Source organism: Nocardia niwae NBRC 108934 = DSM 45340 (assembly GCF_001613465.1).
GTDB lineage: Bacteria > Actinomycetota > Actinomycetes > Mycobacteriales > Mycobacteriaceae > Nocardia > Nocardia niwae.
The window spans coordinates 69,460-88,336 of record NZ_BDCK01000020.1; the positions used below are offsets into that span (position 1 = coordinate 69,460).

At 69.7% G+C, this 18,877-nt stretch carries 20 protein-coding genes; 14 read left to right on the forward strand and 6 right to left on the reverse strand.

Going from position 1 to position 18,877, the window contains the following annotated elements; all coding sequences use genetic code 11:
* Positions 1–24 precede the first annotated feature (24 nt).
* A complete protein-coding gene (locus tag NNI01S_RS12595) occupies positions 25–525 on the forward strand; it encodes a polyadenylate-specific 3'-exoribonuclease AS (RefSeq protein WP_063020466.1) in 501 nt (166 codons plus the stop codon).
* Positions 526–589: 64 nt separating this feature from the next.
* Here NNI01S_RS12595 and qcrB read toward each other — a convergent pair whose 3' ends face one another.
* The 4 genes from qcrB to ctaE all read right to left on the reverse strand — a co-directional run bounded on the left by qcrB (position 590) and on the right by ctaE (position 4,968).
* The gene (qcrB, locus tag NNI01S_RS12600; protein ID WP_063020254.1) at positions 590–2,209 is read right to left on the reverse strand and encodes a cytochrome bc1 complex cytochrome b subunit; all 1,620 of its coding nucleotides are present in this window, start codon (positions 2,207–2,209) and stop codon (positions 590–592) included.
* Complete coding sequence (gene qcrA / locus NNI01S_RS12605; RefSeq protein WP_063020468.1) at positions 2,206–3,381, reverse strand: cytochrome bc1 complex Rieske iron-sulfur subunit; 1,176 nt, start codon at positions 3,379–3,381, stop codon at positions 2,206–2,208. Before qcrA ends, qcrB begins: the two co-directional genes overlap by 4 nt.
* Positions 3,382–3,407: 26 nt before the next feature.
* On the reverse strand, positions 3,408–4,271 hold the full coding sequence (qcrC, locus tag NNI01S_RS12610) for a cytochrome bc1 complex diheme cytochrome c subunit (protein WP_084488754.1): 864 nt from the start codon (positions 4,269–4,271) through the stop codon (positions 3,408–3,410).
* An 85-nt stretch (positions 4,272–4,356) separates the two neighbouring features.
* On the reverse strand, positions 4,357–4,968 hold the full coding sequence (gene ctaE / locus NNI01S_RS12615; protein ID WP_063020255.1) for an aa3-type cytochrome oxidase subunit III: 612 nt from the start codon (positions 4,966–4,968) through the stop codon (positions 4,357–4,359).
* A 198-nt stretch (positions 4,969–5,166) separates the two neighbouring features.
* On the opposite strand from ctaE, the gene NNI01S_RS12620 reads away from it, so the two are divergent.
* From NNI01S_RS12620 to NNI01S_RS12630, 3 genes are all read left to right on the forward strand, one after another.
* Positions 5,167–5,580: a hypothetical protein gene (locus NNI01S_RS12620; protein ID WP_063020256.1), complete on the forward strand. Its 414-nt coding sequence runs from the start codon at positions 5,167–5,169 to the stop codon at positions 5,578–5,580.
* Positions 5,581–5,648: 68 nt separating this feature from the next.
* The gene (gene trpD / locus NNI01S_RS12625; RefSeq protein WP_063020257.1) at positions 5,649–6,710 is read left to right on the forward strand and encodes an anthranilate phosphoribosyltransferase; all 1,062 of its coding nucleotides are present in this window, start codon (positions 5,649–5,651) and stop codon (positions 6,708–6,710) included.
* 142 nt (positions 6,711–6,852) lie between these two features.
* Positions 6,853–7,137, forward strand: coding sequence for a hypothetical protein (locus NNI01S_RS12630; RefSeq protein WP_063020258.1), 285 nt, complete (start codon positions 6,853–6,855; stop codon positions 7,135–7,137).
* A gap of 6 nt (positions 7,138–7,143) precedes the next feature.
* Here NNI01S_RS12630 and NNI01S_RS12635 read toward each other — a convergent pair whose 3' ends face one another.
* Both NNI01S_RS12635 and NNI01S_RS12640 read right to left on the reverse strand, forming a co-directional pair.
* Entirely contained in the window at positions 7,144–7,419 is a 276-nt protein-coding gene (locus NNI01S_RS12635; protein WP_063020259.1) for an Lrp/AsnC family transcriptional regulator, read from the reverse strand.
* Between the two features lie 5 nt (positions 7,420–7,424).
* Positions 7,425–9,251 carry a DEDD exonuclease domain-containing protein gene (locus NNI01S_RS12640; protein ID WP_063020260.1) on the reverse strand — a complete coding sequence of 609 codons (1,827 nt, stop codon included), beginning with the start codon at positions 9,249–9,251 and terminating at the stop codon, positions 7,425–7,427.
* A gap of 595 nt (positions 9,252–9,846) precedes the next feature.
* Here NNI01S_RS12640 and NNI01S_RS12645 point away from each other — a divergent pair.
* From NNI01S_RS12645 to NNI01S_RS12690, 10 genes are all read left to right on the forward strand, one after another.
* Complete coding sequence (locus tag NNI01S_RS12645) at positions 9,847–10,416, forward strand: C40 family peptidase (protein WP_063020469.1); 570 nt, start codon at positions 9,847–9,849, stop codon at positions 10,414–10,416.
* A gap of 259 nt (positions 10,417–10,675) precedes the next feature.
* Complete coding sequence (locus tag NNI01S_RS12650; protein ID WP_063020261.1) at positions 10,676–11,701, forward strand: NlpC/P60 family protein; 1,026 nt, start codon at positions 10,676–10,678, stop codon at positions 11,699–11,701.
* A gap of 147 nt (positions 11,702–11,848) precedes the next feature.
* Positions 11,849–12,850, forward strand: coding sequence for a hypothetical protein (locus NNI01S_RS12655; RefSeq protein WP_063020262.1), 1,002 nt, complete (start codon positions 11,849–11,851; stop codon positions 12,848–12,850).
* Positions 12,851–13,227: 377 nt separating this feature from the next.
* Entirely contained in the window at positions 13,228–14,355 is a 1,128-nt protein-coding gene (locus NNI01S_RS12660) for a glycosyltransferase family 4 protein (RefSeq protein ID WP_063020263.1), read from the forward strand.
* 29 nt (positions 14,356–14,384) lie between these two features.
* Positions 14,385–14,768, forward strand: a complete 384-nt coding sequence (locus tag NNI01S_RS12665) for a hypothetical protein (protein WP_063020264.1) — start codon at positions 14,385–14,387, stop codon at positions 14,766–14,768.
* 37 nt (positions 14,769–14,805) lie between these two features.
* Positions 14,806–15,243, forward strand: a complete 438-nt coding sequence (locus NNI01S_RS12670) for an SRPBCC family protein (RefSeq protein WP_063020265.1) — start codon at positions 14,806–14,808, stop codon at positions 15,241–15,243.
* A gap of 23 nt (positions 15,244–15,266) precedes the next feature.
* Positions 15,267–16,550 carry an ArsA family ATPase gene (locus tag NNI01S_RS12675; protein ID WP_084488755.1) on the forward strand — a complete coding sequence of 428 codons (1,284 nt, stop codon included), beginning with the start codon at positions 15,267–15,269 and terminating at the stop codon, positions 16,548–16,550.
* Positions 16,540–16,956 carry a hypothetical protein gene (locus NNI01S_RS12680; RefSeq protein WP_063020267.1) on the forward strand — a complete coding sequence of 139 codons (417 nt, stop codon included), beginning with the start codon at positions 16,540–16,542 and terminating at the stop codon, positions 16,954–16,956. The genes NNI01S_RS12675 and NNI01S_RS12680 overlap by 11 nt, the downstream gene beginning before the upstream one ends.
* On the forward strand, positions 16,953–17,963 hold the full coding sequence (locus NNI01S_RS12685; RefSeq protein WP_063020268.1) for an ROK family protein: 1,011 nt from the start codon (positions 16,953–16,955) through the stop codon (positions 17,961–17,963). The genes NNI01S_RS12680 and NNI01S_RS12685 overlap by 4 nt, the downstream gene beginning before the upstream one ends.
* A 177-nt stretch (positions 17,964–18,140) precedes the next feature.
* Positions 18,141–18,872: a lysophospholipid acyltransferase family protein gene (locus NNI01S_RS12690; protein WP_063020269.1), complete on the forward strand. Its 732-nt coding sequence runs from the start codon at positions 18,141–18,143 to the stop codon at positions 18,870–18,872.
* The last annotated feature ends 5 nt before the right edge of the window (positions 18,873–18,877 follow it).

Genomic DNA, 18,877 nt, shown 5'->3' on the forward strand with positions numbered 1-18,877 from the left:
GAAGCCGAGGAGAGACCGATCTCGCTGCGATATTTTTACGACTGCGAATTCATCGAGGACGGTGTGACCATCGATTTGGTCTCCATCGGCGTCGCCTGCGAGGACGGCAGGGAGTACTACGCGGTGTCCACCGAATTCGATGCCGGACGTGCGGGGCCATGGGTGCGCAAATTCGTGCTGCCCCAGTTGCCTTCGCCCTCCTCGCCGCTGTGGCGCAGCCGCACCCAGATCCGGGACGAGTTGTACGCGTTCCTGGTGCCGCGGCCGACGGTGCAACCGGAGCTGTGGGCATGGGTCTCGGCCTACGACCACGTCGCCCTGTGTCAACTGTGGGGTTCCATGGTCGACCTGCCCAACGCGCTGCCGCGCTACACCAACGAGTTGCGCCAGCACTGGGAGGCGCACGGCCGCCCGGAACTTCCGCCCATCCCGCCGGACGCGCACGACGCGCTGGCCGACGCCCGCCACAACCTCGCGAAGTTCGAAGCCATCGAGGCCGCGCGGCGGGCGACGCCCCGCCTGTGACATCCGCGGCATGACGCACGACGGCCCCGAGTCGATTCGACTCGGGGCCGTTCGCGTGGGGGCGTCAGTGGCCGTTCTTGCCGTTCGCCGCCTCCTGCACTCGTTGCAGCACCTTCAGCTGCTTGTGCTCTTCTTCGTGATCGATCTCGAAGTTCCGGTCGCTCTCCTCCTGCGGGTCGGGCCGCAGGAAGCTGCCGGTGCCGGGGCTGCCGGCCGAACCGAGCTGGTTCATCTTCTTGGGCACGGGGGCGCCCTGGTACTCCAGCGGGATCGGGTGGCCGTGGTCGTCGACCGGGCCGAGCGGCTGGTGCACCTCGATGTACTCACCGTGCGGCAGACGCTTGATCACGCCGGTCTCGATGCCGTGCTCGAGCACCGCGCGGTCGCTGCGCTGCAGACCCAGGCAGAACCGGTAGGTGAGGTAGTACGCCACCGGCGGCGCGACGAGCAGGCCGATGCGGCCGATCCAGGTGGTCGCGTTCAGCGAGATGTCGAACTTCAGCGCGACGATGTCGTTGACGCACGACAGCGTCAGCACCACGTAGAAGGCGATCGCCATCGCGCCGATCGCGGTCCGGACCGGGACGTCTCGCGGACGCTGCAGCAGGTTGTGGTGCGCGCTGGTGTCGCCGGTCAGCCGCTTCTCGATCCACGGGTAGGCGATCAGCACGGTGAACACCAGACCCATGATCAACGCGACCCAGAACACCGCGGGGACGGTGTAGTTGCCCAGGTACAGCTCCCACGGCGGCATCAACCGGGCCATGCCGTCGGTCCACATCATGTAGAAGTCCGGCTGCGAACCCGCCGACACCTGCGACGGGTTGTACGGACCCAGGTTCCAGATCGGGTTGATCTGGAACACGCCGCCCATAATGCCCACGATGCCGAGGGTGAAGGCGAAGAACGCGCCCTGGTCGGCGGCGAACACCGGCACGATGCGCGCGCCCACCACGTTGTTCTCCGTGCGGCCGGGACCGGGGAACTGGGTGTGCTTCTGGTACCACACCAGCGCCACGTGCGCGGCGATCAACGCCAGGATGATGCCCGGGAACAGCAACACGTGGGCGATGTAGAGGCGCGGGATGATGATGTCGCCCGGGAAGTCGCCGCCGAAGATCAGCCAGTGCATCCAGGTGCCGATGATCGGGATGCTCATCGTGATGCCGCCGAACGCGGCCCGCAGGCCGGTGCCGGAGAGCAGGTCATCGGGCAGCGAGTAGCCGAAGAAGCCTTCGAACATCGCCAGGATCAGCAGCAGCGAGCCGATCACCCAGTTCGCCTCACGCGGCTTGCGGAACGCGCCGGTGAAGAAGATCCGGAACAGGTGGATGATGATCGACGCCGCGAACAGCAGCGCCGCCCAGTGGTGGACCTGCCGGACGAACAGGCCGCCGCGGACCTCGAAGGTGATGTTCAGCGCGGTCTCGTACGCCCGCGACATGGTCACGCCGCGCAGCGGCTGGTAGGCGCCGTTGTAGACGACCTCGCTCATCGACGGGTCGAAGAACAGGGTCAGGTAGACGCCCGACAGCAGCAGGATGATGAAGCTGTAGAGCGCGATCTCGCCGAGCAGGAACGACCAGTGTGTCGGGAAGACCTTGTTGATCGACCGCTTCATGAACGCGGCGGCGCGGTAGCGCTCGTCCGCCTCGCTGGCTTGGGCTGCGACTGAAGGACTCATGAACGGCGCTCCCAGTAGGCCGGGCCGAGCGGCTCGATGAAGTCGCCGTTGGCGACCAGGAAGCCCTCAGCGTTGACGGTGATCGGCAGCTGCGGCAGCGCGCGAGCGGCGGGACCGAAGACCGGCTTGCCCCACTCGGTCGCGGAGAACTGCGACTGGTGGCAGGGGCAGAGGATCCGGTTGGTCTGCTGCTCGAACAGCGAGGTCGGGCAGCCGAGGTGGGTGCAGATCTTCGAGTAGGCGAAGTAGTCGCCGTAGTTGAAGCTCTCCTGACCCTTGCGCTTGATCGCCTTCTGCGCGTCTTCGGTGCGCAGGCGGATCAGCATGACGGCGTTGCGGATGCCGCGCAGCGACTGCAGCGTCGCGTGCTCGTCTCCGCGCCACTTCTCCTTCCACGGGAACACCGTCTCCATGGCGCCCGCGTCCAGGTCCTCCGGACGCACCAGCACCACGTCCTCCGGGCGACCGGTGTCGCGGCGGATGTAGATGGTCTCGCCCGGGAAGTCCGGGGTCCAGCCGGAGACCCACAGCGGCGACTTGTCGCCCTTGGCCCACGGGTTCTTGATCAAGCCGCCGACGAACACCAGCAGTGCGCCGATACCGAGCACGCCGACGCCCGCGCCCGCGGTGCGGGTGATCATCTTGCGACGCCCCAGCGTGGAGGTGTCCAGCGCGTCCTGCAGCTCGGCGACCAGTGTGCGGCGCTCGACCTCCGGCGACGGACCGTCGTGCCGCTCCTGGATGGACAGCTCGGCGGGGATGAACAGCTTGCGGATCAACACCACCGCTACGCCGATGACCAGCACCGAGATGCCGAAGGTGAGGCCGACCAGCGGGGTGAACAGCGAGTAGAGCCCGTGGCCCTCCTCGTCCTTGCCCTTGAACTCCCACGGCCAGAACAGGAACACGCCGACCAGCGCCGCGGCCGCGATGCCGGACACGGCGAACCAGAAGGTCACCGCGCGCTCGGCGCGCTTCTCCGCCCTGGTGCCCGGGATCGGGAAGCGCTCGCGGCGGTAGGCGACGTCCACGCCGTCGCGCTCGGTACCGAGCTTGACCAGTTCGTCGCGCGACATCTTGTCGAGTTCCGCCTCGGTCGGCTCGGCCGGGGTGGCGTTCACCGACTGCTCCTTCGACCGTTGCGCGTCGTGGCCCTCATCCGGCCGACCCATGTCGTCTCGCTCCTTCTCGCTGTTGCTCATGACCGGGATCCGATCCACATCGCGGCGCCGACCACGAGCGTGATGCCGACCACCCAGATGGCCAGGCCCTCGGTCGCCGGACCGAACCCGCCGAGATCCCAGCCGCCCGGGCTGTGCTCCTCGGTCGCGTTCTTGACGTAGGCGATGATGTCGCGCTTCTCCTCCGCGCTCAACTGGCGGTCGGAGAACTTCGGCATGTTCTGCGGGCCGGTGAGCATCGCGGCGAGGATCTGCTGCTCGCTGGCCGGTTCCAGCGGCGGCGCGAACTTACCGGAGGACAGCGCGCCGCCGCGTCCGGTGAAGTTGTGGCAGGACGCGCAGTTCATCCGGAACAGCTCGGAGCCGCGGGCGATATCGTCGCCGCGCAACGACTCCTGGGCGACCTCGCCGTTGGCATCGCGGACCACGGTCGGGCCGCCACCGTTGGCTGCCACGAACGCGCTCAGCGCGTCGGTCTGGTGGGCGTCGAACTTCGGCGGCTTGCGCTGCGCCTGGGCCTCGTTGCGGGCCATCGGCATGCGGCCGGAGGACACCTGGAAGTAGACCGCGGCCTCGCCGACGCCGATCAGGCTGGGACCACGGTCGGCGACACCCTGCAGGTTCGCGCCGTGGCAGGTGATGCAGGACGTGTCGTAGAGCTGCTGCCCCTCGCGGATGAGCGCGGACTGGTCCTCGTGCGCGGTGGCGCGCTGCGGGTCCGGCGTGAGGGCCGATGCCAGGAAGCCTGCTCCGACGAGGCCCACCAGCAGCGCAAGCCCGCCCGCGATGCGACGGCGAACGCGGCGCTGCCTGCGCGTCTTGCTGGCCTGGCCGTTCCCGGGGCTGGCGGGCTCTGGCGCTGACGGGGGAGATGAACTCATCTGTGTCCCTTTGGAGTAGACGGAACCGACTTCTGCGAAAGATCCTGGGTCGCGCCGCGCGCGCTCGGCAGCGCGGCGTCCACGATCAGCGGACGAAGTAGATCGTGGCGAACAGCCCGATCCACACGATGTCGACGAAGTGCCAGTAGTAGGAGACGACGATCGCCGCGGTGGCCTGTGCGGGGGTGAACTTGCTGACCTTGGTGCGCAGCAGCAGGAACACGAACGCGATCAGACCGCCGATGACGTGCAGACCGTGGAAGCCGGTGGTGATGTAGAACACCGAGCCGTAGGAGCTGCTGGAGATCGACGTGCCCTCGTGCACCAGGTTCATGTATTCGTAGCCCTGGCCGCCGACGAAGAACGCGCCCATGATCAGCGTGACGACGTACCAGCGGCGCAGGCCGAACACGTCGCCCTTCTCCGCGGCGAACACGCCCATCTGGCAGGTGAACGACGACGCGACCAGCACGGCCGTGACCGGCACGGCGAGCTTCAGGTTCAGTTCGGTCGGCTCCGGCGGCCAGTTACCGTGCGCCTGGGCGCGGGCGACGAAGTACATCGCGAACAGGCCGGCGAAGAACATCAGCTCGCTCGACAGCCAGATGATGGTACCGACGCTGACCATGTTGGGCCGGTTCAGCGAATGCACACGCTGGGTAATGGCCGATCCTGGGGTCCCTACTGCGGTCGTCACGGGGGTAAGTATGACTCGTCGTAGTACGACGGCCGTAGCCGGGTACGAAACTGGTTCCTCCGTGTCGGAAAACCCAGGGAACGACAGGCTCTGGACCAGGCGGGGGCCTCGGGGCGAGCGGTGCGCGCGACGCTGGAACGGGTCGCGCGCGGACGAACGCCCGGCCAGCATGACAGGCGAGGGTAAGGAGAAGCTGAGATGAACGTGTGGCGGCGGCTGTGGCGGCGGGAGCGGACCCCTGTCCTGGACCCGGACCGAGCCGATCTGATCGTGGTCGCGTCCGGCTTCGACGACGCGGAGGCCTGCTCGGCCGCGCTGGCGCGCGCTACCGCACTGACGCCGGACGCGCCCGCCGTGCTGCGCCACCACCTGCGCATCCCGCCCCGGCACGTGCAGACCGTCTGCGCGATCGCCGCGCAGGACGGCTACTCCCCCGCGCCGCAGGTCGGCGGCCCGGGCGCCGACGCACTCGAAACGGTGATCCTGCGGCGCGTCCAACTGCTCGACGCCCTGCACTGCTCCCAGGAGCGCTCCCGCATGGCCGGTCTGGCCCAGCGTCACGACGGCATCGCCGACGGCTGGGACGCCCTGCAGCCGGGACCGCAGGCATAACCGGTCGCGCACTAGGCTGCAGGCAACCAAACTGGTGCGGGAAACCAGTGTGACGGGAGAAGTGTGGAATGAGCGTGCGCAGCTGGCCCCAGGTGCTCGGAACCCTCGCCGACGGTGGCGACCTGGCCGCGGACGACACAGCGTGGGCGATGAACGAGATCATGTCCGACAACGCCACCCCCGCCCAGATCGCCGCGTTCGGCGTCGCCATGAAGATCAAGGGCCCGACGCCCGCCGAGCTGACCGGCCTGGCCACGGGCATGCTCGAGCACGCCCGGCTGGTCCGCATCGACGGCGACGCGGTCGACATCGTCGGCACCGGCGGTGACCGCTCCGGCTCGGTGAACATCTCCACCATGTCCTCGATCGTGGTCGCCGCGGCCGGGGTTCCCGTGGTCAAGCACGGCAACCGGGCCGCGTCGTCCAAGAGCGGCGGCGCCGACGTGCTGGAAGCGCTGGGCGTCAAGCTGGCGCTCGGTCCCGAGAGTGTGGCGCGCTGCGTGCGGGAAGCGGGCATCGGTTTCTGCTTCGCGGCCGTATTCCATCCCGCCCTGCGATACGCCGGTGCGGCACGCAGCCAGATCGGCATCCCGACCGTCTTCAACGTGCTGGGACCGCTGACCAACCCCGCGCAGCCGCGCGCCGGGCTGGTCGGCTGCGCGTTCGCCGACCTGCTGCCCGTGATCGCGGGCGTTTTCGCCGAGCGCGGCGCGAGCGCGCTGGTGGTGCGCGGCAACGACGGCTTGGACGAGATCACCACCTCCGACACCACCGAGGCCTGGATCGTCTCGGGCGGACGGACCCGCAAGACCACCATCGACCCCACCCGCATCGGCATCCCCCGGGTGGATCTGGACGCGCTGCGCGGCGGCGACGCCGAGGTGAACGCGGGTGTGGCCCGCGACGTGTTCGCGGGTAACGGTGGCGCGGTCCGCGACGCGGTGCTGCTGAATTCGGCCGCCGCGATCGTGGCCTACGACTGGTCGCGCGGCGCGGGCGATCCGGACGCCGACCTGCACGCGGCGCTCGCCGCGGGCATCGAGCGCGCCGCCGCGGCGATCGACACCGGTGCCGCCACCGCGCTGCTGGAGCGCTGGGCGAAGCTGACGCAGACCCTCGGCGACAGCTGAGGCGGGCCACCGCCGACACGCTGACCTGAACGGAGGCCCTGATCGGGCCGGGCGCGGCCGGTAACGTCGAGCGGGCAATCCGGCGCATGCCGAGTTTCGCCGGGCACCGCGCCGACCGGTTCGACCGACGAGGAGCACAGCCATGCGACCCACTGTCCCGGCGCTACTCGCCGTCCCCGCCGCCGTGAGCATCATCGCCGCCCCAGGGGCGAATGCGGCCGAAGGCGCGTTGTTCGCCGACGGCGTCGTCTACGAGGATCCGGTGGGCTGCGTCGAGGTCGGCGACGGGTCCGACGTGGAGATCCGCAACCGCACCGACGTCGTCGTACACCTGCACGACGCGCCGGGATGCTCCGGCGACGTCGTCGCGCTCGCGCCGAACGACGCCGCCTACTTCGCGGTGCGCAGCGTCCGGATCGAGGACTGAGCGGGACTACTCGCCCAGCGAGAACCCGGCCTCCACTTCGGCGCGCGAGTACGACTTGAACGCGATGTGCGTCGTGGTGCGCTCGACACCCGGTGTCTTGTCGATCCGGCCGGTCACCACCTCGGCGATCTGCTCGTGGTCGCGCACCCGCACGATCGCGATCAAGTCCACGTCGCCGGCACAGGAGTAGACCTCGGCGACGCCCTCGGTGTCCGCGACCGCCTGCGCGGTCTCGGGAATGCGGCCGTTGTCGGCGTGGATCAAGACGATCGCGGTAATCATGACGCTCAGCCTAAGCGGTCGAGATAGCCCTGCTCGGTCGGTTGCGCGCGGACCGCCGCGTCGGCCAGTTCCGCCCAGCCCAGCCATCGCGCCGCGCCGAACAGCGGCTCGTGATACCCGTCGGTGGTCCGCACGATCCGCACCCCGGGCCGGGCCAGCCAGCGGGCGATCAATGCCACCTCTTCCGGTGCGGCGCCGCGCAGCGGCGGGGCGTCGTCGCCCGCGGTCCTCTCGCCGGATCCCCCGATCGGCGCCGCGCTCTGTGGAAGCGGATCCTCGGTGTGCGCGAAAACCCCTGTCGGCACGACGGTTTCGGCGGAGGCCACGATCTGTTCCACGATGGGCATCGGCGGCGTACCGCGTGGCGCGGTGCCCGAACCGGCCAGGCGGCCGTACCGGATGACGGCGAACTCCCACCCGCCGTCACCGTCCGGGTGCGCGGCGATCAGTTCGGCGATGCGGGCCACGGCGGCCAGGCGTTGCATCCGGTGAAGCGCGCGCACCACCCGCGCCGCCCGGTCACGCAGCCGCGCGGCGGCCTCGAACTGCTCTGCCCGCGAATGGATTTCGATGCGATCGAGCATGTTCCGGATCGGCGCGTCGCCGCGCCCCGCGAACAACGCGCGCACGAGCTCGGCCGCGGGGGCGTACTCCGTCATGGTCGACGGTCGTCCGCCGGAGCCCGCCGGACACCCGCCGACGAGGGCGGGCGGGCACTCGTGCACCGCCCGCCGGGACAGCCGGGTAGTACAGGTCCGCAGGCCGGTGAATTCGGCGATGATCACGCCGAGATCGGCGGCGTCGTTGCGGGAGTGGAACGGCCCCAGCGCATTCCCACCGGCCTCGCGCACCACCGAGAACCGGGGGAACGGCTCGTCGGTGAGGGTGAGCCACCAGGCCCGCTTCGGGAATTTCGACCGGCGGTTGTAGGGCGGAGTGTGCGCCACCAGCAGCCGCAGTTCGCGGACCCCGGCCTCCAGCGCGTGCGCGCACACCACGTGATCGACCCGCGTCGCCAGCGACACCATCTCCTTCATCCGGCCACGGGTCTCCGAACCGGTGAAGTAGTTGCGGACGCGGCGGCGCAAGTTCACGGCCGTCCCTATATATAGGGCTTCTTCGGTGGGACCGCGGAACAGATACACCCCCGGAGCGGCGGGGAGATCCGCCGCGAGGACACGTTTCGAGCGCTGCCGGGGCGTGACGTCGGGAAGATAGTCGAGCAGTTCGGTGAGACTGTGCACGCCTTGGTTGCCCACTCGGCCGATCAGCGCGTGCAATACGTCGACGGTCGCACGGGCGTCGTCCAATGCGCGGTGGGTGGGTTGCGTGGAGGCGCCGAGCAGCCGGGCCAGCGAACTCAGCCGGACGGAGGGAGCCTCATCGCGCCCGAGCACGCGCCGTGCCAGTTTCACGGTGCACAGCACCTGCGCCGGTGGCCACGGGGTGTCGCACTGCGCCGCGGCGGCGCGCAGGAAGGCCATGTCGAATCGGGCGTTGTGCGCCACCAGCACCGCGCCCGCCGCGAATTCCAGGAAGCCGGGCAGCACCGCCTCGATGCGCGGCGCGGCGTACACCATCGCGGTGGTGATGCCGGTGACGTGCACGATCGCGGGTGGGATCGTCCGCCCGGGGTTGACCAGCGTCGCGAACTCGCCCAGCACCTCCCCACCGCGCACCTTCACGGCGCCGATCTCGGTGATGCCGTCGGCCCCGGGGCTGGTCCCGGTGGTCTCCAAGTCCACGACCACGAATGTCGTGTCGTACAGGGGGGTGTCGAGCTCGTCGAAAGCCAGCTGCTGGGCGGGCGGGCGCGGCGCGGGGGCGGACACGGCGTGCAGCGTAGGGCCACGGTCCGACAGGAACCGGGCGCGCGGACACGACACGAAATGTCCGAATGACACCGTGGGGATTCGAGGGCGGTACCCGGGAAATGATCTAGAAATGCGATAAAGAGAGCCAGATCACAAAAGGTCGATAACTGTATCAAACATTGCCGCGAGTCCGGCAAAAGGCGACAGTCGCGCCCCGGGCAGTTCGACAGGCCCCGGCTCTACAGTGTACGAACAGGCGTCCATATCGGAGTCTACGTCTGATTTCTAGCATTTACCTGGGAAAACGAGCCTCGAGTCCACCTCGCGGCGCCAGCCGGTATCGACCGGTTCTTCCATCCGTCGAAACCCACCCGATCGTGGGAATACTCAGCCGTTATCTGTTCGTGATTCGATGGGACATATCTCACACCGATTCGCCGGTGAAATTGTTGAGCGACCGCATTTCGCTTTGCCGACGCTTTACAAATCACCGTGATGTCTTCGTAACCTTTTCGAGACCTCACGGAGTCCGCCGCGCCGACCGGTGCGGCGCCGACGAAGTCCGCGGCACCACCGGGTGCGGCGTCGTGAGGCAGATTGGGAGTACCGCATCATGACGACCAACGCCGTCAAGCGTCACGCACAGCGCGCTGTTGCCGCCGGGGCCGTCGGCGCTGCCACCGTCGGCGCGTTCCTGCTGCCCGCAGCCCCCGCGTCGGCCCAGCCGGTGACCATCCCCGGCGTGGGGACCTTCGAGGTCCCGAACGAAGTCCCGGTGCCGCCGGGTCTGCCGGGCCTCGAACTGCCCGGTCCGGCTCCCCTCCCCTTCGCCGCACCCAAGAGCTCCGGCGACATCGCCCTGGACGCCGCGCTGAGCAAGGTCGGCTCGCCGTACGTCTACGGCGCCGCGGGCCCCAACTCGTTCGACTGCTCCGGACTGGTCCAGTGGTCCTACCGCCAGGCGGGCGTGGAACTGCCCCGCACCAGCGGCGCGCAGCTCGCCGCGGGCAGCCCGGTCTCCTTGGACGACCTGCGGCCGGGCGACCTCGTCTCCTTCTACGGCGGCAGCCACTCCGGCCTCTACGCCGGTGACGGCAACGTCGTGCACGCGTCCACCTCGGGCCAGCCCGTGAAGGTGGCGCCCATCTCCTCGATGCCGGTCGCAGGCGCTCGCCGCTTCTGAGAAGCAGCTGGTCGGGCCGCAAAGGGCCGCGGCCCGACCGCAGGACGGCGCTGTGATCGTTTCGTGCTCTACTGGACACCGACCACGGCGGTTCCGTAACCTAACCGAGACCTTCGACTGACTACCCGCGGTTCGCCCGACGCAAACCCCGGGTTCGGCGAAGACCTCTGCGTCGGTTTCACGAGAGATCGCTTCACGAGAGAACGGGGCACCGCGGGCTGTGGCTGAACATCACCGGAGACGGCAGGCCAAACGCCTGATGGGCGGGACGCTGGCAGCCGGAATCCTGGCCGCGGGCCTCTACAGCGGCAGCCCGGCCGGAGCCGATCCCGTAGCGCTGCCCACCACCGCCACCGAGGCCGTGCAGCGGATGATCGATCTGTCTCATCAGTCGGAGCAGCTCAACCAGCAGGCTCTGGGAGCCGAAGCCGAGCTGGAGGCGAAGCTCGCCGTCCAGCGTGACGCCGACGCCCGCCTGGCCGCCAGTACCGACCTGGTCGACCGCGCCCGTGACGAGGTGCGCCGGTACCAGCCGGTCATCGACCGCACCGCGATCGCCGCCTACCAGGGCGCCCGCACCAATCGCCTGTTCGCCGTGCTGGTCAGCGATTCACCGCAGCAACTGCTGGACCAGATGTCCACGCTGGACGTGGTGTCGGCGCAGACCGCCGAACAGCTCGACCACTACGACAAGGCCACCGCCGCCGCTACCGCGGCCGAATCGGCGGCCCGCTCCGCCGCCGACGCCGCCCGCTCCGCCGCGCAGAAAGCCGAGGCGGTGCGCATCGATCTGGAACACAAGCGCAGCGATCTCGGCGGCGCCATCGCCGAGGTGGTGCAGGCGTGGGGCGCGCTGTCGGCCAAGGACAAGTCGGCCCTCGCCGGATCCCCGTTCCCGCCCGGATTCGACCGCGACAGCCTCCTGCAGGGTCTCGTTCCCGGCAGCGGCACCAGCGCGCTGGCGGCCGGGCTCACGCGGGTCGGCGACCCCTACGTGTGGGGTGCCACCGGTCCGAACCAGTTCGATTGCTCCGGCCTGGTCCAGTGGGCGTTCAAACAGGTCGGCAAGAACGTGCCCCGGACGAGTTCGCAGCAGGCCTCCTACGGCACCCCCGTGGACAAGGACGATCTGCAGCCCGGCGACGTCGTGTTCTTCTACTCCGACATCTCGCACGTCGGCATCTACGCGGGCAACGGGCTCATGCTGCACGCCTCCACCTTCGGCGTCCCCGTCGCGGTCGCACCCATGGGCTCGACGCCGTTCCATTCGGCTCGGCGATACTAGAGGCCGTGAGCGAGCCAGCCAGCGGCACCGCACTACCCACGACAGCACCGACCAGCGGCGGTCGATCGTGAGCGACCCGCGCGGTCGACGCGGCACCTCCGGCACCGCGCGGCCTTCCGGCGCCGCAGCCCCGACCGGGGTGCGCCGATGACCGGCTTGCGGAGCCTGCGCGCGTGGTGGTCGGCGCGGCGGCGCTTCGAGTTCTGCCTGACCGTCGCGATGGTGGTGGCGCTCACCGGCGTGTGCGTGGGGCTGCTCGTGGTGCCGAACACGGTGCTGCCGAAACTGCGGGCCGCGCAACCGGGTGCGGTCGAGGCGGTGGGGCAGGCGGCGGCCGCCGATCCGAGGCTGGCCGAGGTGCGCCGCATCGTCGAACCGTTCGGATCGATCATCGCCCGTCAGGTGCCCACCGGCGACGGACAGCGGTCACTGGTCGTCGGCCATCCCGACCAGCGCATCGAAATCGATGTGCTGGAGCGCGAGCTCGCCGAGGCCACCGCCGCGGTAACCGACGTGTGGGGTCCCGGCTGGGCACAGTCTGCGCTCGTCGTCGTCGCATCGTCGCCCTCCGAATTCGCCGCGCTGCTGCGTTCGCCCGATCTCCTGCCCGCCGAGGTCGCCGCTGCCTCCATCGCCGATCCGTTCTCGCCGGGCAGCCGGCCTACCGGGCAGCGTGTCGTCTTCGGTCCCGACACCGGGCGCCGCCTCGACCCCGAGGGCATGGCCACCCTGCTGCGACACGAACTCACCCACATCGCCGCGCGCGCCGACACCGTCGACGGCGCCCCGCTGTGGATGCTGGAAGGCTTCGCCGATTACACCGCCCACCATCGCGAGGGTCAGCGGTTCGCCGACATCGCTCCCACGCTCACCGCGCACGCCCACGCCGGGCGGATTCCCGGCGACCTGCCCACCGACGCCGAGTTCTCCGGTCCCGATGCTGCCTTCACCTATGAAAGGGCCTGGTCGATCTGCGCTTTCGTCGCCGAGAAATACGACCGCCCGCGTCTGGTCCAGCTCTACCTCCGCGTCGCTGGGGGCAAGCAGGATCCGGCCACGGAAGACAACATCCTGCGCGAAGTCCTCGGCACCACCCGCGCCGATTTCGTCGACGACTGGCGCGAGTGGCTCCGAGCCCGAACCGCATGACCGCATGACCGCATCGGCGTCATAGCTACCGCTGGTCGGTCTGCGCCAGCTGGGACGCACGGCGCAATCGCGACAACGAAGACCCCGGCGGCCCGATCCCGGCACCGCCCCGGAATCCCGTCCGTCACCGCGGTCGCTCTCACCAACGGCGCCGACAACGTCGGCGTCCACGTCCGGCCTTCCCGACCGCGACCCGGCTCGCGTCCGAGCGGCCGTCGCGTTCGACCAGCGCACCTCGACCCCCGATTTCGAGCGACGCCAGACCGAGCATCCGCCGTTCGCGGCCCGGCTCGCGTGTGCGCACACGCGAGCCATAAGAGGGCCGCGAACCCGCCGCGCCGAAGGCGCGGCAGAACAAACACAGTATTTTGTTGCGCATGGCCCGAACTTTGCTGGTTACCAATGATTTCCCGCCGCGGCCGGGCGGTATCCAGTCCTACCTGCAGGCATTGGCCGGTGAGCTGCCGCCCGATGACCTGGTGGTCTATGCTCCGCGCTGGCGTGGCGACAGCCATCTGAAGTACGACGCCGAGCAGAAGTTCCAGGTGATTCGCCATCCGACGACGCTGATGCTGCCGACGCCGCTCGTGCTGCGGCGCGCGGCGCGGCTGCTGCGGAGCGAGAAGTGCGACACGGTGTGGTTCGGGGCGGCGGCGCCGCTGGCGCTGATGTCGCCCGCGCTGCGGCGCGCGGGCGCCGAACGCATTCTGGCCAGCACGCACGGCCATGAGGTGGGTTGGTCGATGCTGCCAGGGGCCAGGCAGGCGCTGCGGGTCATCGGCGAGCACACCGACGTGGTCACCTACGTCAGCCGCTACACCCGCCGCCGGTTCGCGTCCGCGTTCGGAGCGAACGCGGCGCTGGAGTACCTGCCGCCGGGCGTGGACACCGAGGTGTTCCGTCCGGATCCGGCGGCGCGCGCCGAGCTGCGTGAACGTTACGGCTTGGGCGATCGTCCGACGATCCTGTGCTTGTCCCGGCTGGTGCCCCGCAAGGGGCAGGACGCGCTGATCGTGGCGATGCGCGATATTCGCGAGCGCGTGCCGGGCGCGGTTCTGGTGATCGCGGGCGGCGGCCCCTTCGACGAGAAGCTGCGCGCCCTCGCGGTCGCCATGGGCGTCACCGACGACGTGGTGTTCACCGGCCGCGTCCCCTCCGGTGAGCTGGCCGCCCATCACACGCTGGCGGACGTCTTCGCGATGCCGTGCCGGACCAGGGGCGCCGGCCTGGATGTGGAGGGCCTCGGCATCGTCTACCTGGAGGCATCCGCGTCCGGTGTCCCGGTGGTGGCGGGCAATTCCGGCGGCGCGCCGGAGACCGTGATCGAGGGCGAGACGGGGCGGATCGTGGATGGCCGCTCCATGCAGCAGATCGCCGACGCGCTGGTGGAGATCCTGTCGGATCGGGACGCGGCCGCGCGGATGGGCGCGGCGGGGCGCGTGTTCGTGGAGCGACAGTGGCGCTGGGACGCCCTGGGCGCGCGCCTGCGACAGCTGCTGCGGTGATCCGCGTCGCATCTACTACGCTCAGCGGAGTGAGCAGTATCCAGGTCGCAGACCAGACCTTCGTCGCCGCATCGGGGGCCGCCGTGGCCGACCTGCTGTCCGGACCGAACCAGTGGCGCCGGTGGTGGCCGGACCTGGTACTGGAGGTCCGTGAGGATCGAGGCGAGAAGGGAATCCGCTGGTCGGTGGCCGGAGCGCTGACCGGAACGATGGAAGTGTGGTTGGAACCCTCGCTCGACGGGGTGATCCTGCACTATTTCCTGCACGCGGAGCCGCAGCCCGCGCTGCCTGCGGGCAAGCTGGCCGCCGCCAACCGGGCGCGCCGGGTCGCGGGCAGGAACATGTCGTTCGAGCTGAAGTCCCGGCTGGAGGCGGGACGCCCTGCCGGTGTCGCTCCCGCGCCCCGGTCTTGATCTACCAGCACCGACGCTGAAAGGAATCGCTGTCCGCATGGCCGACAGGACCCAGAGATCGATCGTCATCGAGGCCCCGTCGCAGCAGGTGATGTCCGTCATCGCCGATCTGGAGTCCTATCCGGAGTGGGTGTCGGCGGCGAAGTCGGTGGAGGTGCTGAAGGCGGGACCGGACGGTTTGGCCGAGACCGCGCGGTTCGTGCTGGATGCGGGGGTGGTCAAGGACACCTACGTGTTGTCCTATGACTGGCGCGCCGACCGCAAGGCGGTCAGCTGGCGGCTGCTCAGCGGCGAGTTGCAGAAGGCGCAGAACGGCACCTACGAGCTGATCGACCGCCCCGACGGGGGCACCGAGGTCGTCTACACGCTGACCGTCGATCTGAACATCCCGATGATCGGCATGTTCAAGCGCAAGGCCGAGAAAGTGATCACCGACACCGCGCTGAAGGAACTGAAGAAACGGGTCGAAGGCTGACCGCGCACAAGACCCGGGTCGAACTGTTCATCGGCAAGGGCGGGGTAGGCAAGACGACGCTCGCGTGTGCCACCGCTATGGCCGAGGCCAGGTCGGGCCGTCGCGTGCTGGTCGCTTCGCTCGATCAGGCGCACTCGCTGGGTGACGCGCTCGGTTTCCGCTTCCCGCACGATCCCGGCACCGTCACCGGTGTCGCCACCGTGCTGCCCGGCGTGGACGTGATCGAGATCGATTCGCTCGCGCTGCTCGAGGACCGGTTCCGCGACGTGGTGCGGTTGGTCTCGACCGGCGGCGGGCACCAGCACGGCGTCGATCTCGCGGCGCTGGATCCGGCGGAGCTGACCGGCCTGCCCGGTGTGCAGGAACTGCTGATGCTGGTGGAGATCACCCAGTTCGCCGCCGAGGACGACTGGGATCTCATCGTCGTCGACTGCCCGCCCTCGGCGGACATGCTGCGCATCGTCACCGCGCCCGCCACCTTGCTCGGCTACGTGGAACGGATCTGGCCGCCGCACCAGCGTGCGATGAGCGCCATCGGCACCGACCTGCGCCGCGCCGTGCTTGCGGTGACGGTCGAACGGATCGTCAAGGCGGTCACCGAGGTTCGCGACCTGCTCGCCGACCACCGGCGCACCGGGGCCCGGCTGATCACCGTGGCCGAGCGGGTCGCGGTGGCCGAGTCGCAGCGGGTGCGTTCGGCGGCGACGCTGCTCGGCCTGCGGCTGGATGCCGTGGTGGTGAACAAGGTGCTGCCCGACCTCCCGGCGCCCTCCGTGTCCGGCGGAGCCGAACATCCTGCGGTGCGCTGGTATTCGAACCGGCGCGGCGAGCAATCGGATGTCGTCGCCGAGTTGCGGGGCAAGATGCCGGGTATCCCGGTGGTGCTCGCGCAGCACACCGGTCCCGAACCGATCGGACTGGACTCGCTGGCCGCGCTGTCGTACGCGATGGAGTCGGCGGGCGACACCGGCGACGCTGCGCTTATGCTGAGCGACAATCAGACGGAGGTCGACGCGAGTTCCGGCGAACCGCTGGTTCTCCGGGAATCCGGCACCGGATTGCAGTCGGTGTACGCGCTGCGCATGCACCTGCCGGTGGTCGACGCCGCCACGTTGCGCCTTGGCCGAGTGGAGGACGATTTGATCGTGGGAGCGGACGGTGTCCGGCGCCGGGTGCGCCTGGCGCCGGTATTGCGGCGGTGCACGGTCGACGGCGCCGAGCTCGCGGACGAGTACCTGGTGGTCCGCTTCCGGCCCGATCCGCGGGTCTGGGCGCAGGCGTCCGAAAGTCACGACCATGACCGGTGATCGGCACACGCCCCACGGCGACGGAGCCGGCGGCCGGACCGCGCCGGACGGTATCGGCGAGTTCGCCGAGGAGTTGAAGCTGCTCGCGGAGGCGGTGCTGGAGCGGGTGGAGCCGGTGCTGCGGCGCGCCGCCGACGGGCAGGTCGAGTGGTCCAGCTGCAGCTGGTGCCCGGTGTGCGCGGCCGCGGCGCTGGTGCGCGGGGAGCATCACGACGTACTGGCCGCGATCGCCGATCACGGCACCGCGATCGTCACCGTGCTGCGCGAGGCGCTGGCGGGAGTGCCGGTCGACCCCGTCATGCCCGCCGACACCGACCCGGAAACCGGTGCGCCGCATCGCCACGGTCCGCCCGAGGACGGCGACGGCCCGCGTTACGTCGACATACCCGTGACGATCAAGGTATGACGCAGCAGATGGCCGGTACGCGATCGCTGACCGTCGGAATAGACGTCGGCGGCACCAACATTCGGGCGTCGGTGATCGACGACAGCGGCGAAGTGCTCGACACGGTCCAGGCTCCGACGCCGCATTCCGCGCGAGCCTTGGAGGATGCGCTGGACCGGGCCGTGCGCGAGCTGTCCGGCAGGCATCCCATCGGCGCCGTCGGGTTGGCGGTCGCCGGGTTCATCAACGGCGATCGCTCCACCGTCCGGTTCGCCCCGCACCTGCCGTGGCAGGACGCCCCGGTCGCCGAGCGGCTCACCGAGCGGCTGGAACTGCCGGTCATCCTGGAGCACGACGCCAACGCGGCGATGTGGGCCGAATACCGGTTCGGCGCGGCCGCAGGCGGGCACAACGTGGTGCTCGTCGCGATCGGCACCGGCATCGGCGCCGCCCTGCTCATCGACGGCCAGCTCTACCGGGGCACGCACGGCGTCGCACCAGAACTAGGCCATCTGCAAGTCGTCCCGCAGGGGCGGCCCTGCCCGTGCGGCAAACGCGGGTGCTGGGAGCGCTACTGCAGCGGAACCGCGCTGGCCGAGACCGCGATCGAAATGCTGGCCAGCGACACGGTGCATTCCGTGCTGGCCAGGGATGTGGCGCGGGATCCGGGTTCGCTGACCGGACGGCGGGTCGCGGGGGCGGCGCAGGACGGCGACCCGCTCGCGTCGCGGGTGATGGCCGACTTCGCGCGCTGGCTCGGGCTCGGGCTGGCGTTCGTCAGCGACATCTTCGATCCGGACCTGGTGGTCATCGCGGGCGGGGTCAGCAGTTCGGCGCCGCTGTTCCTCGACGAGGCGCGCGAGGAGTACGCGCGCGCGATCACGGGTGCTGGACACCGGCCGCTGGCCCGCATCCGGACCACCCAGCTGGGCGAGGCCGCGGGCATGATCGGGGCCGCCGATCTCGCCAGGGCCGCACTGTCCTCCGGCGCGCGCAAGTCCGCGCGCGTGGCACGGACCAGCCGGTGACGGCAGCGGCCACGCCCTGGTGGCCTGCCGCGACACGCCGGTCGCAGCTATCGGTCGGCGTCGGGGCCGAAGTGTGGTGAGATTCGCCGCTGCGGTTGGATGTGATCTTGCACCAGCGGTAAAGTCGGCAATTGAAGCAGGTGCCCGCAACTATCCCGGTCCCGGGGGAAGGACGTCATGTTCTACTGGCTGCTGAAGTTCGTGCTGCTGGGACCGTTCATTCATCTCTACAACCGGCCTACGGTCGAAGGTGTGGAGAACATTCCGGCGGACGGGCCGGCCATTATGGCGGGTAACCATCTCTCCTTCGCCGACTGGCTGTTCGCTCCGTTGCTGAGCCCGCGGCGGATCAACTACCTCGCCAAGGCCGAGTACTTCACCACCCCGGGCATCAAGGGCCGGTTCCAGAAATTCTTCTTCAGCGCCACGGGTCAGTACCCGATCGACCGCAGCGGCGCCGACGCCGCCGAGGACGCGCTCAACGCCGCCCGCAAGCTGCTCGACCAGGGCCGCCTGGTCGGCCTCTACCCGGAGGGCACCCGTTCTCCCGACGGCCGCCTGTACAAGGGCAAGACCGGCCTGGCCCGCTTGGCGCTGGAGACCGGCGTCCCCGTCATCCCGGTCGCCGTCATCGGCACCGACGAGGTGAGCCCGCCCGGCCCGTTCCGCTGGCGTCGCAGGAAGGTGACCGTCAAATTCGGCGAGCCCATCGACTTCTCCCGCTACGAGGGCATGGGCGGCAACCGCTTCGTCGAGCGCGCTGTCACCGACGAGGTCATGTACGAGCTCATGCGGCTCACCGGCCAGGAGTACGTCGACGTCTACGCCCACAGCCTGAAGAAGGGCGTCCCCAGCGGCAGCCACCCCGGCGCCGTGTCCGTCCGCATCCCGGACACTGCCGCGGGCTGATCCAC

Coding starts and splice junctions, on each gene's coding strand:
- NNI01S_RS12645 (WP_063020469.1), top strand. CDS start 9,847: ATGACGACCAACGCCGTCAAGCGTCACGCACAGCGCGCTGTTGCCGCC.
- NNI01S_RS12655 (WP_063020262.1), top strand. CDS start 11,849: ATGACCGGCTTGCGGAGCCTGCGCGCGTGGTGGTCGGCGCGGCGGCGC.
- trpD (WP_063020257.1), top strand. CDS start 5,649: ATGAGCGTGCGCAGCTGGCCCCAGGTGCTCGGAACCCTCGCCGACGGT.
- NNI01S_RS12690 (WP_063020269.1), top strand. CDS start 18,141: ATGTTCTACTGGCTGCTGAAGTTCGTGCTGCTGGGACCGTTCATTCAT.
- qcrB (WP_063020254.1), bottom strand. CDS start 2,209: ATGAGTCCTTCAGTCGCAGCCCAAGCCAGCGAGGCGGACGAGCGCTAC.
- NNI01S_RS12660 (WP_063020263.1), top strand. CDS start 13,228: ATGGCCCGAACTTTGCTGGTTACCAATGATTTCCCGCCGCGGCCGGGC.
- qcrA (WP_063020468.1), bottom strand. CDS start 3,381: ATGGGTCGGCCGGATGAGGGCCACGACGCGCAACGGTCGAAGGAGCAG.
- NNI01S_RS12680 (WP_063020267.1), top strand. CDS start 16,540: ATGACCGGTGATCGGCACACGCCCCACGGCGACGGAGCCGGCGGCCGG.
- qcrC (WP_084488754.1), bottom strand. CDS start 4,271: ATGAGTTCATCTCCCCCGTCAGCGCCAGAGCCCGCCAGCCCCGGGAAC.
- NNI01S_RS12670 (WP_063020265.1), top strand. CDS start 14,806: ATGGCCGACAGGACCCAGAGATCGATCGTCATCGAGGCCCCGTCGCAG.
- NNI01S_RS12635 (WP_063020259.1), bottom strand. CDS start 7,419: ATGATTACCGCGATCGTCTTGATCCACGCCGACAACGGCCGCATTCCC.
- NNI01S_RS12630 (WP_063020258.1), top strand. CDS start 6,853: ATGCGACCCACTGTCCCGGCGCTACTCGCCGTCCCCGCCGCCGTGAGC.
- NNI01S_RS12620 (WP_063020256.1), top strand. CDS start 5,167: ATGAACGTGTGGCGGCGGCTGTGGCGGCGGGAGCGGACCCCTGTCCTG.
- NNI01S_RS12650 (WP_063020261.1), top strand. CDS start 10,676: ATGGGCGGGACGCTGGCAGCCGGAATCCTGGCCGCGGGCCTCTACAGC.
- NNI01S_RS12685 (WP_063020268.1), top strand. CDS start 16,953: ATGACGCAGCAGATGGCCGGTACGCGATCGCTGACCGTCGGAATAGAC.